Raw genomic sequence first — 16,495 nt, forward strand, 5'->3', positions numbered from 1 at the left:
TTTATATTGATAGCGTTTACATAAAACAACACCCTTATTTTATTTCTTATATTAATAAGAGTCAAGAGGAGGTGATAAAAAACTATAATAAGTATAAAAAAATATAAAATTTAAGCTTAAGATTTCAGATTGGTTGTAAAAGAAACATATATATATTTAGTAGAAATTTTTTAGCCCTATTTCTATAAAATACTCTACAAACTATAGAATCTACTATAAAAGGTAAGCGCTACCTTTTTGGTATGGTATAATAAACATAGAAAAAGCCCAAGCAAGGCTTAGGCTTTCTTCTTAGTGATCACGGTCACATGAAATGAATTTGATTTTGTAGTAATCTGCGCGTTTATATGTTTCGCTGTATGCGAGAACTTGACCAGTAGACTCTAGTTTAGTAGTCTTGGTTTGTAAAACGGTTGGGAATTGTTCATCGACTCCGAGGATCGAAGCCGCATGTTCTGGAGTTGGAAATGCTATTTCATTGATTTCTTCAAAATGTTCATCATTCATGTGAATGTGGTAATCCAATTTGAAACGGTTATAGATAGAGCTATAATATTCAAGATTTGGATAATTTGCGTTGATGTATTGTTCTGGGATATAAGATGTATGGTAGATGTACACAACACCACCTGTTTCGCGTACGCGTTCAATCTTGTAGTAGAACTGATCTCCGCGTAGTCCAAGTTTTTCTAAGTAGCTTAGTTTGTTTCCACGCTCAATAGAAAGGACGGTAACTTTATCATCTTTAGTTTCAAAAACTTCTACATCTGAAAACTCTACGAGTTTGTGTTTGCGTGCGCGTGAAACGAATGTACCCTTTCCTTGTTGACGGACAATATAGCCATCCTTGGCAAGGTCGTTTAAAGCGCGAACAACTGTGATAGAACTAACATCATACATTGCAATCAATTCAGCTTCAGTGTAGAATTTATCTCCACTGGCAAATTGACCAGAAATGATTTTGTTCTTTAACTCATCTTTAATATATTGATACTTTGGAATTGCCATATTTTCACCTCGATTTTCCTTATCCGTTAAAGATTTTACCATAAAACTGGAAAGAATAGTAGCCTTTTGAATAAAAAAATTAGAATAATAGGCTATAAGGTTAATTTACATAGAAATAAATAGAAAAACATACATTTTTATACATGTCACTAAAATGTTGTTATGACTATAGATTACAAGATTTTTTATAAGTTTTTTGTGTAAAATTTAGTGAAAAATGAAAAAAATTGTGAAAACCTATTGACAAATGTAAGATATTGAGATATATTTACTATATCAACAAATGAAAGCGTAAACTTTAGTTGTCAGAAGGTAAGAATATGACACGATTTGAGATACGGGATGATTTTTATCTCGATGGAAAATCATTTAAGATTTTATCTGGCGCCATTCATTATTTTAGGGTTCCTCCAGAAGATTGGTATCATTCGCTCTATAACTTGAAGGCTCTTGGTTTTAATACAGTAGAGACTTATGTAGCTTGGAATTTACACGAGCCTCGTGAGGGTGAGTTTTACTTTGAAGGAGCTCTGGATTTGGAGCGATTTCTACAGACAGCGCAAGATTTGGGTCTCTACGCTATCGTTCGTCCCTCTCCCTTCATCTGTGCGGAGTGGGAATTCGGTGGCTTACCAGCTTGGCTTTTAACCAAGAATATGAGGCTTCGTTCCTCAGATCCTGCTTATATTGAAGCTGTCGGTCGCTACTATGATCAGCTCTTGTCACGATTGGTTCCACATTTGTTGGACAAGGGTGGCAATATCCTTATGATGCAGGTTGAAAATGAATATGGTTCTTATGGAGAAGATAAGGCTTACCTGAGAGCAATTCGACAGTTGATGGAGGAGCGTGGCGTAACCTGTCCCCTCTTTACATCAGATGGTCCATGGAGAGCTACTCTGAAAGCTGGAACCTTAATCGAAGATGACCTCTTTGTAACAGGGAACTTTGGTTCTAAGGCATCTTACAACTTTTCACAGATGCAGGAATTCTTTGATGAACATGGTAAGAAATGGCCACTCATGTGTATGGAGTTCTGGGATGGTTGGTTCAATCGTTGGAAAGAACCGATTATCACACGGGATCCGAAAGAGTTGGCAGATGCAGTTCGAGAGGTTTTGGAGCAAGGTTCCATCAATCTTTACATGTTCCATGGTGGCACAAACTTTGGTTTCATGAATGGTTGCTCGGCTCGAGGGACTTTGGACTTGCCACAAGTTACATCTTATGATTACGATGCCCTTCTGGATGAAGAAGGAAATCCAACTGCCAAATATTTAGCAGTCAAGAAGATGATGGCAACGCATTTCCCAGAGTATCCGCAGTTGGAACCACTCTACAAAGAGAGTATGGAGTTGGATGCTATTCCACTAGTAGAAAAAGTTTCCTTGTTTGAAACCTTAGATAGCTTGTCTAGTCCGGTAGAAAGTCTCTATCCTAAAAAGATGGAGGAGTTGGGACAAAGTTATGGCTATCTACTCTATCGAACAGAAACAGATTGGGATGCAGAAGAAGAGAGACTTCGTATCATTGACGGTCGAGATAGAGCTCAGCTTTATGTCGATGGTCAGTGGGTTAAAACCCAATATCAGACAGAGATTGGGGAAGATATTTTTTATCAAGGTGAAAAGAAAGCGCTGTCTAGATTGGATATCTTGGTAGAAAATATGGGGCGTGTCAACTATGGACACAAGTTCTTAGCGGATACGCAACGTAAGGGAATTCGGACAGGGGTTTGTAAGGATTTGCATTTCTTACTAAACTGGAAACACTATCCACTCCCACTAGACAATCCTGAGAAAATTGATTTCTCAAAAGGATGGACAGAAGGACAACCAGCATTTTACGCTTATGACTTTACAGTCCAAGAGCCAAAAGATACTTACCTAGACTTATCTGAGTTTGGTAAGGGAGTTGCCTTTGTCAATGGGCAGAATCTAGGACGTTTTTGGAACGTCGGCCCAACCCTCTCACTTTATATTCCTCATAGCTATCTCAAGGAAGGTGATAATCGCATCATCATCTTTGAAACAGAGGGCCAATATAGAGAAGAGATTTATTTAACTCGTAAACCTACACTAAAACATATAAAGGGGGAAAATTTATGACAATTGTAGGATGCCGTATCGATGGACGTTTAATCCACGGACAAGTAGCCAATCTTTGGGCTGGAAAACTAAATGTTTCACGTATTATGGTTGTAGATGACGAAGTTGTCAACAACGATGTTGAAAAGAGTGGTTTGAAACTTGCGACACCACCAGGTGTGAAATTGAGTATTTTGCCAATTGAAAAAGCGGCAGCTAATATTCTTGCTGGTAAATACGATAGCCAACGTCTCTTTATTGTGGCTCGTAAGCCAGACCGCTTCCTTGGTTTGGTAGAAGCAGGTGTACCAATTGAAACTCTCAATGTTGGGAATATGTCTCAAACACCAGAAACCCGTGCCATCACACGTTCTATCAACGTAGTGGACAAGGATGTGGAAGATTTCCACAAATTGGCAGAAAAAGGTGTTAAACTTACTGCTCAAATGGTTCCAAATGATCCAATTTCAGACTTTTTGAGCTTATTAAAATAGGAAAAAATTTTTAGGAGGTCATTGTTATGATACAATGGTGGCAAATTTTACTTCTCACTTTGTACTCAGCTTATCAAATCTGTGATGAGTTGACGATCGTTTCATCTGCAGGTTCCCCTGTATTTGCTGGTTTCATTACTGGTTTGATTATGGGAGATGTGACTACTGGTCTGCTTATCGGTGGTAACTTGCAACTGTTCGTTCTTGGGGTTGGTACCTTCGGTGGTGCTTCTCGTATCGACGCAACTTCTGGTGCGGTTCTTGCAACAGCATTCTCAGTTTCACAAGGAATCGCTACAGACCTTGCGATTACAACAATCGCTGTACCAGTAGCAGCACTTTTAACATACTTCGACGTTCTTGGACGTATGACAACTACTTTCTTCGCACACCGTATTGATGCTGCAATCGACCGCTTTGATTACAAAGGTATCGAACGCAACTACTTGCTTGGTGCGATTCCATGGGCTCTATCTCGTGCCCTTCCAGTCTTCTTCGCGCTTGCCTTTGGTGGTGCCTTTGTACAATCAGTGGTAGACTTCGTTGAAGCCTACAAATGGGTTGCAGATGGCTTGACACTTGCAGGACGTATGCTTCCAGGTCTTGGATTTGCAATCTTGCTTCGTTACCTTCCAGTTAAACGTAACCTTCACTACCTTGCTATGGGATTTGGTTTGACAGCTATGTTGACTGTTCTTTACTCATATGTAACAGGTCTTGGTGGCGCTGTTGCAGGTATTATCGGTACTCTACCTAAAGATGTTGCTGAAAAAATTGGTTTCGTGAACAACTTCAAAGGTTTGTCTATGATTGGTATCTCTATCGTAGGTATCTTCCTTGCAGTGCTTCACTTCAAAAATAGCCAAAAAGTAGCTGTAGCAGCACCTTCTACACCATCAGAAAGTGGGGAAATCGAAGATGACGAATTCTAATTACAAACTTACAAAAGAAGATTTTAATCAAATCAACAAACGTAGCTTGTTTACTTTCCAATTGGGTTGGAACTACGAACGTATGCAAGCTTCTGGTTACCTTTACATGATCCTGCCTCAGTTGCGTAAAATGTATGGGGATGGCACTCCTGAATTGAAAGAAATGATGAAAGTTCATACTCAATTCTTCAATACTTCACCATTCTTCCATACCATTATCGCTGGTTTTGACCTTGCCATGGAAGAAAAAGATGGTGTGGGTGCAAAAGACGCCGTTAACGGTATCAAGACAGGTTTGATGGGACCATTCGCTCCTCTTGGGGATACAATCTTTGGTTCACTTGTACCTGCTATCATGGGTTCTATCGCAGCAACTATGGCTATCGCTGGCCAACCTTGGGGTATCTTCCTTTGGATTGCAGTTGCAGTAGCGTATGACATCTTCCGTTGGAAACAGTTGGAATTTGCCTATAAAGAAGGGGTTAACCTTATCAACAACATGCAAAGTACATTGACAGCTTTGATTGACGCTGCATCTGTACTTGGTGTCTTCATGATGGGTGCTCTTGTAGCCACAATGATCAACTTTGAAATTTCTTATAAATTGCCAATCGGTGAAAAAATGATTGACTTCCAGGACATCTTGAACTCAATCTTCCCACGCTTGCTTCCAGCAATCTTTACTGCCTTTATCTTCTGGTTGCTTGGTAAGAAAGGTATGACTTCTACAAAAGCAATTGGTATCATCATTGCTCTTGCATTAGGTCTTTCATTCATCGGTAAATTCTTACTTGGAATGGGCGCATAATCTATGGCTAAATCATTAATTTTGGTGAGTCATGGTCGCTTCTGTGAAGAACTTAAAGGTAGCACTGAAATGATCATGGGTCCACAGGACAACATTCATGCAGTAGCTCTTCTTCCAGAAGATGGCCCAGAAGAATTTACTGCAAAATTTGAAGCTGCTATTGAAGGTTTGGACGATTTCCTAGTTTTTGCGGATCTTCTCGGTGGAACACCATGTAACGTGGTGAGTCGCTTGATCATGGAAGGTCGTGATATCGAACTTTACGCAGGGATGAATCTTCCAATGGTGATTGAATTTATCAATGCGAGCCTTACAGGTGCAGATGCGGACTATAAGAACCGTGCTGCAGAAAGCATTGTGAAAGTCAATGACCTGTTAGCTGGATTCGATGATGACGAAGATGAATAATACTCTTCGAAAATCAAATTCAAACTACGTCAACGTCGCCTTGCCGTACTCAAGTACAGCCTGCGGCTAGTTTCCTAGTTTGCTCTTTGATTTTCATTGAGTATACGATGTGACAACGTGAAAATCGTTAGAGCATTTTATATAGAATATACATGGGAATGGGGCTTACTCCCATTCCCATATTTAATAGAAAAAGAGGGAATCAATGCTACATTATACAAAAGAAGACTTGATCGAATTGGGTGCAGAAATCACTACACGTGAAATCTACCAACAGCCTGATGTATGGAAAGAAGCTTTTGAATCTTATCAAGCAAAACGTGAAGAAATTGCAGCCTTCCTGCAAGGGATTGCGGATAAACATGACTATATCAAGGTTATCTTGACAGGTGCTGGGACTTCTGCTTATGTGGGAGATACCTTGGTACCTTACTTTAAGGAAGTCTATGACGAACGCAAATGGAATTTCAATGCCATTGCGACAACAGATATCGTTGCCAATCCAGAAACTTATTTGAAAAAAGATGTGGCAACTGTCCTTGTGTCTTTTGCTCGTAGTGGGAACTCGCCTGAAAGTGTGGCGACTGTTGATTTGGCAAAAGCCTTGGTGGATGAGCTTTATCAAGTGACGATTACTTGTGCAGCGGACGGTAAATTGGCTCTCCAAGCCCATGGAGATGACCGCAATCTCTTGCTTTTGCAACCAGCTGCCTCTAATGACGCTGGATTTGCCATGACTTCTAGCTTTACGTCTATGATGTTGACAGCTCTCTTGGTCTTTGATCCTACAGAATTTGCTGTTAAAGCTGAACGTTTTGAAGTTGTATCTAGTCTTGCCCGTAAAATTTTAGACAATGCAGAAGATGTCAAAGAACTTGTTGACCTAGACTTTAACCGTATCATCTATCTAGGCGCTGGTCCTTTCTTTGGTCTTGCTCATGAAGCTCAGCTCAAGATTTTGGAATTAACAGCTGGCCAAGTGGCGACCATGTATGAAAGCCCAGTCGGATTCCGTCACGGTCCAAAATCTCTTATCAACGAAGATACAGTTGTTTTGGTCTTTGGTACAACAACAGACTACACTCGCAAGTACGACTTGGATTTGGTTCGTGAAGTTGCTGGTGACCAGATTGCTCGCCGTGTTGTGCTTTTGAGTGATCAAGCCTTTGGTCTTGCAAATGTCAAAGAAGTGGCCCTTGGTTGTGGCGGTGTCTTGAATGATATTTACCGTGTCTTCCCTTACATCGTTTATGCCCAACTCTTTGCCCTATTGACTTCACTCAAGGTAGAAAACAAACCAGATACACCGTCTCCTACAGGTACAGTAAACCGTGTGGTACAAGGTGTTATCATCCACGAATATCAAAAGTAAGACAGTGTTTATGAATTCTTGACAAGAGAATTTGTAAACTATCAGATAAACCATAGATTGTCAGTAGGCTTTCTATGGTTTGTTTGCTTGAGAGAAATAGTAAAAGGAGAACAGAATGAAAGCATACACAGAGCGTGTATTTGGAAATGTTGAGGGCAAGGATGTCTTGGCCTATCGCTTTGAGACGGACGGTGGCTACCAGCTTGAGGTTATGACTTATGGTGCAACCATCTTGCGCTATGTCACACCTGACAAGGCTGGAAACTTTGCCAACGTTATTTTGGGATTTGATGACTTTGACAGCTATGTAGGCAATAGTCCCAAGCATGGAGCTAGCGTAGGTCCTGTGGCGGGGCGTATTGCAGGTGCGACCTTTGAATTAAATGGCAAGACATATGACCTTGAAGTCAACAATGCTAGCAACTGTAACCACAGTGGTTCAACTGGTTGGGATTCTAGTTTATTTGAATTGGTCGAGGTGAGCGACCATGGCTTGACCCTCTACACAGAGCGTACAGATGGGACAGGAGGATTCCCTGGCAATCTTAAAATCTGGATTAGCTACAACTTAGAAGAAACTGGTGCCTATGAAATCAGCTACAAGGTGACGACCGATCAAGATACGCTGGTCAATCCAACAAACCACAGCTATTTCAACTTGTCTGGTGATTTCACGCAGACGATTGACCGTCATGTCTTCCAACTAAATACTGAGGGCATTTACCCAATCGCTCCCGACGGTGTTCCTGCCAAAACTCCAGAAGCCAACCGTGATGTGGTCAAACACATCTACAATGGTGCCTTGTTGAAAGATATCTTTGCAGAAGAAGATGAGCAAATCCAGCTGGTATCAGGTTTGGATCATCCATTTGCCCTTCCTGCAGGTCATGACAATGCTGGATTCCTTTATGACCAAAACTCAGGTCGCTTCCTGCTTTTCAAGACAGAAGCTCCTTGCTTTGTAGTTTACACAGCAAACTTTGTGGATGAGAGTGTCATCATAGGAGGTCAGCCAATGGTACAGCACAATGGGATTGCCCTTGAAGCGCAGGCTTTACCAGATGCCATTCATAGCGACCTCAAAGACCAAGTCATTCTTAAAGCCGGTCAAACCTTTACAAGCAAGACACGTTATGAGCTTGTTGTGAAATAAGAATTTAGAGATATAATAGGTATTCCAGAATTAGGTATCTAATTTTAGGGATGCCTTTTATTATTGCTATCAATGATATCTATAAATTGGGATATTAGTGTCTTTAATGTATAGTAATTTGTAATGAAATGTAATTGTTCCATATGATTCCTTCTAATGCCTTTTTCATTATAGATACTATGGAACGTTTTTCCTACAACAAAATAGAAGATTTACTCACTACAAATATTAGAGGGCTTTTTTGTGTCTCGTTTTATTTTATTATCCAACATTCTTTGGAAATTTCAGAATATGAAAGAAGGGTTTGTATGAATCTTTATTATATATAACCCTTTTAAAGACATACAAAGAAAGTAAATATATAAAAACGTGATAAGAAAAAACGTTTTAAATGGTTATTTTTTAAATAAATATACAAATTACACAATATAGCCAAATAGAAATCTAATAATGAAAATAGGGCAGTAAATATTCAGAAAATAAAAACAAAAACAAAAATTATCATCCTTAGAAGATACTGATAAATCCAGTAAAAGATTAACTTGAATTTTACTTGGAAAAACTATTATTTTTTAAAAATTTAATTCAAATATCTTGTGTAGTGAGCTAGAATTTGATAGCATTATTATGCATGTTAATTTATACTCTATAAAATTCTCTCTTAATTGAGAAAAAATTATTGAAGGATTTTTTGGAAATTGTAACTAACATGATGAAAATACAAGGAGGTTGTAGTCTCGATGAAAGGCAAACAACAACAAGATTTTAGAACAGAAAAGTACATCCGTTACGGTATTCGTAAATATAGCTTTGGAGCAGCATCAGTAGCGATTGCGGCTGGTTTGATGTTCCTAGGGAACGGTGCGGTATCAGCAACGGAAGTACAAACTACAGAAATTCCAGTAGCAGCAACAAATGCTTTTGCTCAAGATAATAAGGAAAAGGCTGAGCCTAAAGCTGAAACAGTAGAGACTGTAAAACCAGAAACTGAAAAAGCTGCAGAATTGAAACCTGAAGTTAAAGTAGCAAATAAAGCTACACTTGAAGCTAAAGTTGCTGCTTTAGAATCTAAACTTTCTAACGCTAAATACGCAGACGCTTCAGTAGTAAGTTCAGCTAAGGAAGTATTGACAACAGCTAAAGCAACTCTTGCAAAAGCAGAAGCTAGTCAAGTAGAAGTAGACAAACAAGTTGAAACTGTTGTAGCTTTGAGCACAGTTGTGGCTGAGTCTGATGTAGCTGGCTTTGAAAAGAAAGAAGCAGCTGATAAGGAAGCAGCAAAGGCAGAAGCAGAAAAAACTGCAACTCCAGTTGAAAAAGCTCTTTCAGTAGCTACAACAACTCTGACACAAGTATCGTCAGAAGCTGAAGTAACCAACAAATTGGCTGAGACTGAACTTGCTAAGGCTGATGTGAAAGAAGAAAATAAGGCAGCAGTTACAGCAGCAGTCGCTAAAAACAAGGCAGTCCTTGCTGAAACGAAGGCTATTTTAGCTGATAAAAGTATCACAAAAGAGCAAGTAGATGCTCAATTGGAACGCCTCAATGAATCAATCCTTGCAGTTTATAATGAATTGAAAAATGCAGGGATCAACCGTGACGGTAAGTTCGCGGTAGCTCTTTCAGCCAATGAAGGATATACTTATAATTCAAGAGAATTAAGAAAAGAGAACGGTGAATTCACGACTGCTACAGGTAAATCATATGCAGTTTTAGATAACAATAATGCATACCGTCTTTATGTACATGGATACCAATCTGACAACACAGAACTTCCAATTGCAAACAATGGTAAAGCTGGAATAAGTGGACGTACTGATATTCCTTTATCGAAAACAGAGGCTCAAAAACTTGGACGAGAAGCATCGCTATGGAATGGAAAGGTTCGTGCAACAGGAGTAACAAATAAGGGTGGTAACTCTACATATGGTGCTGGTGGAGCTTATGAATATTTAGCGACTGAGATTTACGGTTATACATATGAACAAGGTAACCACTATGCCTACCTTACAGATGTAACTAAACGTTTTAGTTTATCTGAAGAAGCTAAGAAAGCGGGATATACAATAACAGAAGTTCGTGTTATGAACATGCCTCCTGGCTTAGCTTATAATAAGAATGCTGATACAATCGAAGGATATGTAGCTGCTAACATTCAAAACGGTGTGTATGATATGCGTTATGAGGTTACTGTTGAGAAAGATGGTACTCCTCAAAAAGTTAGTTTTAAAAACTTAACTGCAGGATGGATTGGTTGGCAAGATTCGTCAGCACCACTTATTCAAGGTTCATCTAAATTAGTAACTATCGGAGATCAAGTTAGCCATGACATTAAGTACGTAGACAATGATGGAATGGAACGTGACAATCGAGCTAATTTCCAATATAAAGATGGAAGTAAGGTTAAATCGGGTTCAAAAACTGCAAAGACTCAAATAAAAGAAGCTAGCTTTACAGCTATGGATGGTACAACTTTAAAAACAGAGTGGACAACTGATACAAGAAACCAACCACAAACAGTAACAGCACATACTTCCCTAAATGGAGTATACACAGGATCTGAAACACCTATTACTGATGTAATTCCAGGATTGGACTACAATCCTCAAACTGGTTTAATAACTGGTACAGCAACAGAAGCAGGTATTTATACAGTAGCAGCTTATGCAAAAGATTATAATAACTCTACTAACTCGAAAAGTAAAGACTGGACAATGAACGGTCAAGAGGCACATGAAAATATTACTATTGCTGTAGCGCCAAAAATCACAGTATCTAACGTAGAAGCCTATGCAACAAAAGTACCAGTAACTATTTCTCAAGGTGCAAACACAGCTGAAATTACAATGCCAGATGGTACAGTTACTAAATTGGAAGTTAAAAATGGAAATTGGACAGTTGCAGAAGGTACAACTAATACAGCTGTAAGTAAGGGAGATGTGTTAGGAGCGGCTTCAACAACAGAAGCAAGTAAATTCAATTTGCCAGTAACTTCAGAAGCTACACGTTATGTAGGTGTTGATAGTATTGCAGCAAAAGCAACAACAGATAAAGTACGTGTAGATTTACAACGTGAAGTAACTACTGTTAAAGATGTAAATGGAAAATCTTATACAGCAACATTTAACCGTGCAACAGGTAAATATACTTTAGAAGATAAAGATGCTTATGTATTAAAAGACAATGGAGATGGAACATCAACATTAACAGAACGTCGTGTTTATACAGATGCTAAAGCTGATGGAAGTATTGATTTCATTGTTTATGAATTCACACGTACATGGAATGCAACATCATCAGCAACTAACCTTGTTGATAAAGTTGCAGAAATTCGTAAAAATGGTGAAGTAACAGCAGTAGGAGATGTAACTCGTACAGTAACGACGTTGCCAAAAGCGCAAACAACAGACACTCAAGGTGTAATAGTAACTGTAAAATATGATTCAGTTACAAAACAATGGACAGCTTCAGATGGCTCAACTGTTACAGCTAAAGAATCACATGCTGGATGGGAAGTTGAAACAAGTTCTGGATTTAAAGGATATGTGACTTATCGTTCTGCGACTGGAATAGATGTAGCCTCTATCCAAAACGATAAACCAACAGGTACATCTACAAGCTATGCTGATACACAGGGCAACTCTGTAGATTTACTAAAATCTCCTAAAGCAAATGTAGAATTTGAAGATGTTATTGATGACAGTTCATCAGATGTTAAGTCTGAAACAATCGCAACGAAACTAACAGTAACAGCTCCAGATGGAAGTAAAAAAGAATTTAATACGGCTCAAGCTGAAGAAACAGCTTATATTCAAGCGCAACGTACTGCAGCAGAAAAAACAAAAGCAGCGGCTGCAGCAATTGAAAATGCTCAGACTTCAGAGAATGAACTTGCTCGTCTTCAAGAGTTAGTAGACCGTCAAGTGCAAATTTTAGCGGATGCTGAAGCAGCGTTAGCTAACTTAAAACTACGCACTATTTCGCCAACAGCGCAAGATTTAGCTGAGAAGAAAATCCAATTAATAAAAGAATATAAAGCATCATTAGAAGAAAAACTAAATGAAGCGCAAACAGCACTACCTGTAGCAAAAGCTAAAGTGACTACAGCGCGTAAAGAAGCGTTAGAAGCTGAAAAAGCGGTAGAGACTGCTCGCGAAGCATTAAAAACAAAAGCAGCAGAGAACTTAGCGAATGCAGAACTTACAGCATATACATTAGGTCAGTATGGAAAATATAAAGTAACTGTAAGAGCTGTTGATTCAAATGGAGTTGTAACAACACCAACAGTAGGAGCTACTGATTCAGGTGAAGTTGAAGGAGATGCAGTTGCAGAAACAACATACTATATCGTAGTATCTAAACCAGAGAAAACTGCTGGTGCAGAAGGTCAAGAACAAACTGATTCAATGGAAACAGGATTCAAGACTGGCTTACCAAATGATGCAGAAGTATCTGACTACAAACTAGTTGATCCAGTATCAGGGAAAAAAGTAAGTTCTGTAACTAATGAAGAAGGTACTTATACAATTGATGAAACAACAGGAGCGGTATCATTTACACCTGAGCCAGGCTTTGTAGGTACAGCTAAAGGAGTGACAGTTGCAGCAAACGTAACATTCAATGATGAAGAAGGTCAGCCTGTAACAGTTGAATCATCAACAACTTATACTCCGACTGTTTATGGAGTTAAGGGATCAAGTGATGAAACTAAAGGAAAACAAGGACAACCTCAAGAATCTAAAACAGGTAAAGAGCGATTCTCTGAGTTAAATACAACAGCGAATACTCCAGATGGTACAAATGTAGACTGGAAAACAGCGAAGTATTCATTAGAAGGCGCTAATGAAGAAGGAAAAGTTGTTGTTAAAGGAGAAGGTACTTATGAAATTGATCCAGCTACAGGTGTAGTAACATTCAAACCAGAACCAACATTCAAAGGTAAAGGTCAAGGAGTAGAGGTTAAAGTTTCGGTAACAGCGACTGACTCAGAAGGAAATAAAGTTGAAGTTACATCTAGTGGAGACTACACTCCAGAAGTAGAAGCGGTAGAACCAACTGCAGAACCAAAAGAGACAAGTGGAAAACAAGGACAACCACAAACTCAAAATACAACTGCAATGTTCAAAGAAGGTGACAAATCAGCGCCAATCGATAAATCTACAGTGAAACTTGTAGATCCAAAAGGTAATGAAGTCACAACAATGCCAGCTCTTAAAGATGGAAAAGAAGTAGGTACATATACTTTAGATCCAGAAACAGGAGTGATTACATTCCAACCGAATAAAGACTTTACTGGAACACCAGACCCAGCGAAAGTAACAGCAGCAGACAAAAATGGAACAAAAGTAGAAACAACTTACACTCCAACGGTTACTCCAGTAGTACCAGAAGGACAAGATAAAACTACAACAGGATTCCAAGGGAAAACTCAAACAGGAACAGTAACATTCACGCCTGGTGATGATGAATTCCCAATCGATAATAAAGTACCTGCGACATTTGAAGATGGAACAACAAGAAAAGAAGTTCCAGGAGAAGGGGTTTACACAGTAGCAGCTGATGGTACGGTAACATTTAAACCTGAGAACCAATTTACAGGAACAGCTAAAGGTGTAACTGTAAAACGTGTTGACACAAACGGAACACCAGCTACAGCGAAATACACACCAATCGTGAAACCTGTAGCACCAGAAGGATTTGATGATGTTACAACAGGAATCCAAGGTGAAACTCAAATAGGCAAGCCATACTTCAAACCTGAACGTGAAGATACGCCAATTGATGAAAATGTACCACCGAAATTAATCGATCCAACAACTGGACAACCAACAGATGAAACAACAATTCCTGCAAAAAGTCCTGATGGGAAAGTAATTGGTACTTATACATTAGGTCCAAAGAATGGAGAAATAACATTCACCCCAACGGATAAAACATATGTAGGACCAGTAGTACCGGTAAAAGTTCAGCGTGTAGATATCAATGGTACGCCGACACCTAAGCCAGCTGAATACACTCCATTAATCGTAGGAGTTAAACCAACGGCGAAACCAGCTACATCAACAGATGTACAAGGGGTAGAACAATCAAAAGAAGTGACATTTGCACCAGGTAAGGCGAATATAGATGGAACAGAAAAATCAGTAGCGATTGATGAAACTTCATTCAAATTATTAGATGAATCAGGAAATCCAGTAGAATCAGTACCAGCTAAAAATCCAGCAGGAGATGTTGTCGGTACTTACACACTAAAAGTGGTAGATGGAAAACCAACTGCAGTATTTACTCCAACGGATAAAACATATGTAGGAACAGTTCAACCGGTAACAATCCAAGCGAAAGATAAGAATGGAACACCAGTAACAACTACATATACACCAAATATCACGCCAATTAAACCAACGGCAACACCAGCTAAAACAACGGATATACAAGGGAAAGCTCAATTCGGAACTCCAACATTTACAGAAGGAGATCCAAGAGTACCAATCGATGAAACTTCAACGAAATTAATTGATCCAAAAACAGGAAAACCAGTAGACTCAGTGACTGTTGAAGGGGAAGGAACATATACAATCGAGCCAAATGGAAGTATTAAATTCCAACCAGAACCACAATTCACTGGACAAGCAACAGGTATTGAAGTTCAACGTGTTGATAAAAATGGTACACCTGCTAAGGCTAAGTACACACCGACAGTAACTCCAGTTAAACCGACAGGAGAAGATGTTAAATCTGAAGACATCCAAGGTGCTAAACAAAAAGGAACACCTGTATTCAAAGCTGGAAATGATGATGTAAAAATCGATACTAATTCTCCAGCAAAATTAATCGATCCAGAAACAGGAAAAACTACAGATAAAACTTCAGTAACAATAAAAGACGAAGGAACATACGAAATCGATCCGAAAACAGGAGAAGTTACATTTACACCAGTACCAACATTTACTGGTATTGCAACAGGAGTAACTGTTCAACGTCAAGATACGAATGGAACTATTGTTCGAGCTAACTATACACCTGAAGTAAAAGGTGTAACACCAACAGCAACACCAGCTATGTCTAAAGATATCCAAGGTGCTGTACAAACAGGATTACCAAAATTCGAAGGTGGAAAAGTTACAGTTAACGGTGAAGAAAAAACTGTTGACATCGATGAAACAAAAGCACCTAAATTGATTGATCCAGAAACAGGAGAACCAACTGATGAACCAGTAGTAATTCCTGGAGAAGGAACATATACAATCGAAGATGGTAAAGTGAAATTCCAACCAGAACCACAATTTACTGGAAAAGGAGAAGGTGTAGAAGTTCAACGTGTTGATAAAAATGGAACACCGGTGACAGCTAAGTATACACCAACTGTAGTAGAAGCAATCCCAACAGGTGAAGATGTAACATCAGTTGGACCTAAGAATACTCCTCAAACAGGAACTCCAAAATTTGTTGGGGGATCAGCAACTGTCAATGGTGAAGAAAAAACTGTTGAAATCAATACAGATGTACCAGCGACATTAGAAGGTGCTGATAAAGATGGTAAAGTAGTAGTACCTAACGAAGGAACTTACACAATTAATGGTAAAACAGGAGTAGTAACATTTACTCCAGAGCCAAACTTCGTAGGAGAAGCATCAGGTGTAGTGGTGAAACGTGTTGATAAAAATGGAAGAGAAGTATCTGCGAAGTATACGCCAACAGTTACTCCAGAAACGAAGACTGTAGACAAGACTTCAGAAGGTCCTAAGAATACTCCACAATCTAACACTCCAGAATTCACAGGAGATGTTGACTTAAATGTACCACCAACATTTGATGATGGAACAACTACAAGAGTGGTAAAAGACGAAGGAACGTATACAATCGATAAAGGTGGTAAAGTAACATTCACTCCGGAACCAGGATTTACAGGTACTGCAGATGGAATTACTGTTGTTAGAAAAGATAAGTTAGGTAAAACTATCTCTGCTACGTATACACCAACTGTTCGTCCAGATACAGAATTTGTAGATAAGAATGGAAAACCAATTCCAGGATATCCAAATGAAGACGGATCAACACCGAAGAAAGATATTCCAGGATACAAATTCGTGGAAACAACAACGGATGCAGGTGGTAATACAAAACACATCTACGAAAAAGTTAAGACTTCATTCAAGGATAAAGAAGGAAACGTAATTCCAAACTATCCAACAGAAGAAGGCGAACAACCTAAGAAAGATATTCCAGGCTACAA

General features: G+C 39.0%; 9 protein-coding genes. 8 read left to right on the forward strand and 1 reads right to left on the reverse strand.

The window, feature by feature from the left end:
* Window positions 1-291: 291 nt before the first annotated feature.
* Window positions 292-1,008 carry a GntR family transcriptional regulator gene (locus tag O3664_RS06135; protein WP_001007193.1) on the reverse strand — a complete coding sequence of 239 codons (717 nt, stop codon included), beginning with the start codon at window positions 1,006-1,008 and terminating at the stop codon, window positions 292-294.
* A gap of 320 nt (window positions 1,009-1,328) precedes the next feature.
* Here O3664_RS06135 and O3664_RS06140 point away from each other — a divergent pair, with 320 nt between their 5' ends.
* From O3664_RS06140 to O3664_RS06175, 8 genes are all read left to right on the forward strand, one after another.
* On the forward strand, window positions 1,329-3,116 hold the full coding sequence (locus O3664_RS06140) for a beta-galactosidase family protein (protein ID WP_203212720.1): 1,788 nt from the start codon (window positions 1,329-1,331) through the stop codon (window positions 3,114-3,116).
* The gene (locus O3664_RS06145) at window positions 3,113-3,589 is read left to right on the forward strand and encodes a PTS system mannose/fructose/N-acetylgalactosamine-transporter subunit IIB (protein ID WP_020903315.1); all 477 of its coding nucleotides are present in this window, start codon (window positions 3,113-3,115) and stop codon (window positions 3,587-3,589) included. The genes O3664_RS06140 and O3664_RS06145 overlap by 4 nt, the downstream gene beginning before the upstream one ends.
* A gap of 26 nt (window positions 3,590-3,615) precedes the next feature.
* Window positions 3,616-4,521, forward strand: a complete 906-nt coding sequence (locus O3664_RS06150; protein ID WP_203212719.1) for a PTS mannose/fructose/sorbose/N-acetylgalactosamine transporter subunit IIC — start codon at window positions 3,616-3,618, stop codon at window positions 4,519-4,521.
* Entirely contained in the window at window positions 4,508-5,329 is an 822-nt protein-coding gene (locus O3664_RS06155; protein WP_020902272.1) for a PTS system mannose/fructose/sorbose family transporter subunit IID, read from the forward strand. The genes O3664_RS06150 and O3664_RS06155 overlap by 14 nt, the downstream gene beginning before the upstream one ends.
* A gap of 3 nt (window positions 5,330-5,332) precedes the next feature.
* Window positions 5,333-5,737: a PTS sugar transporter subunit IIA gene (locus O3664_RS06160; protein ID WP_020903318.1), complete on the forward strand. Its 405-nt coding sequence runs from the start codon at window positions 5,333-5,335 to the stop codon at window positions 5,735-5,737.
* A gap of 205 nt (window positions 5,738-5,942) precedes the next feature.
* Window positions 5,943-7,109 (forward strand): SIS domain-containing protein, encoded by a 1,167-nt coding sequence (locus O3664_RS06165; RefSeq protein ID WP_371613787.1) that lies wholly within the window; start codon window positions 5,943-5,945, stop codon window positions 7,107-7,109.
* Between the two features lie 115 nt (window positions 7,110-7,224).
* Complete coding sequence (locus O3664_RS06170) at window positions 7,225-8,262, forward strand: aldose epimerase family protein (RefSeq protein WP_033685250.1); 1,038 nt, start codon at window positions 7,225-7,227, stop codon at window positions 8,260-8,262.
* A gap of 740 nt (window positions 8,263-9,002) precedes the next feature.
* On the forward strand, window positions 9,003-16,495 hold a 7,493-nt coding region (locus tag O3664_RS06175), incomplete at its 3' end, for a YSIRK-type signal peptide-containing protein (RefSeq protein ID WP_371613788.1).

The organism is Streptococcus sp. 27098_8_109 (assembly GCF_041432295.1).
In the GTDB taxonomy this organism is placed as follows: Bacteria; Bacillota; Bacilli; order Lactobacillales; family Streptococcaceae; genus Streptococcus.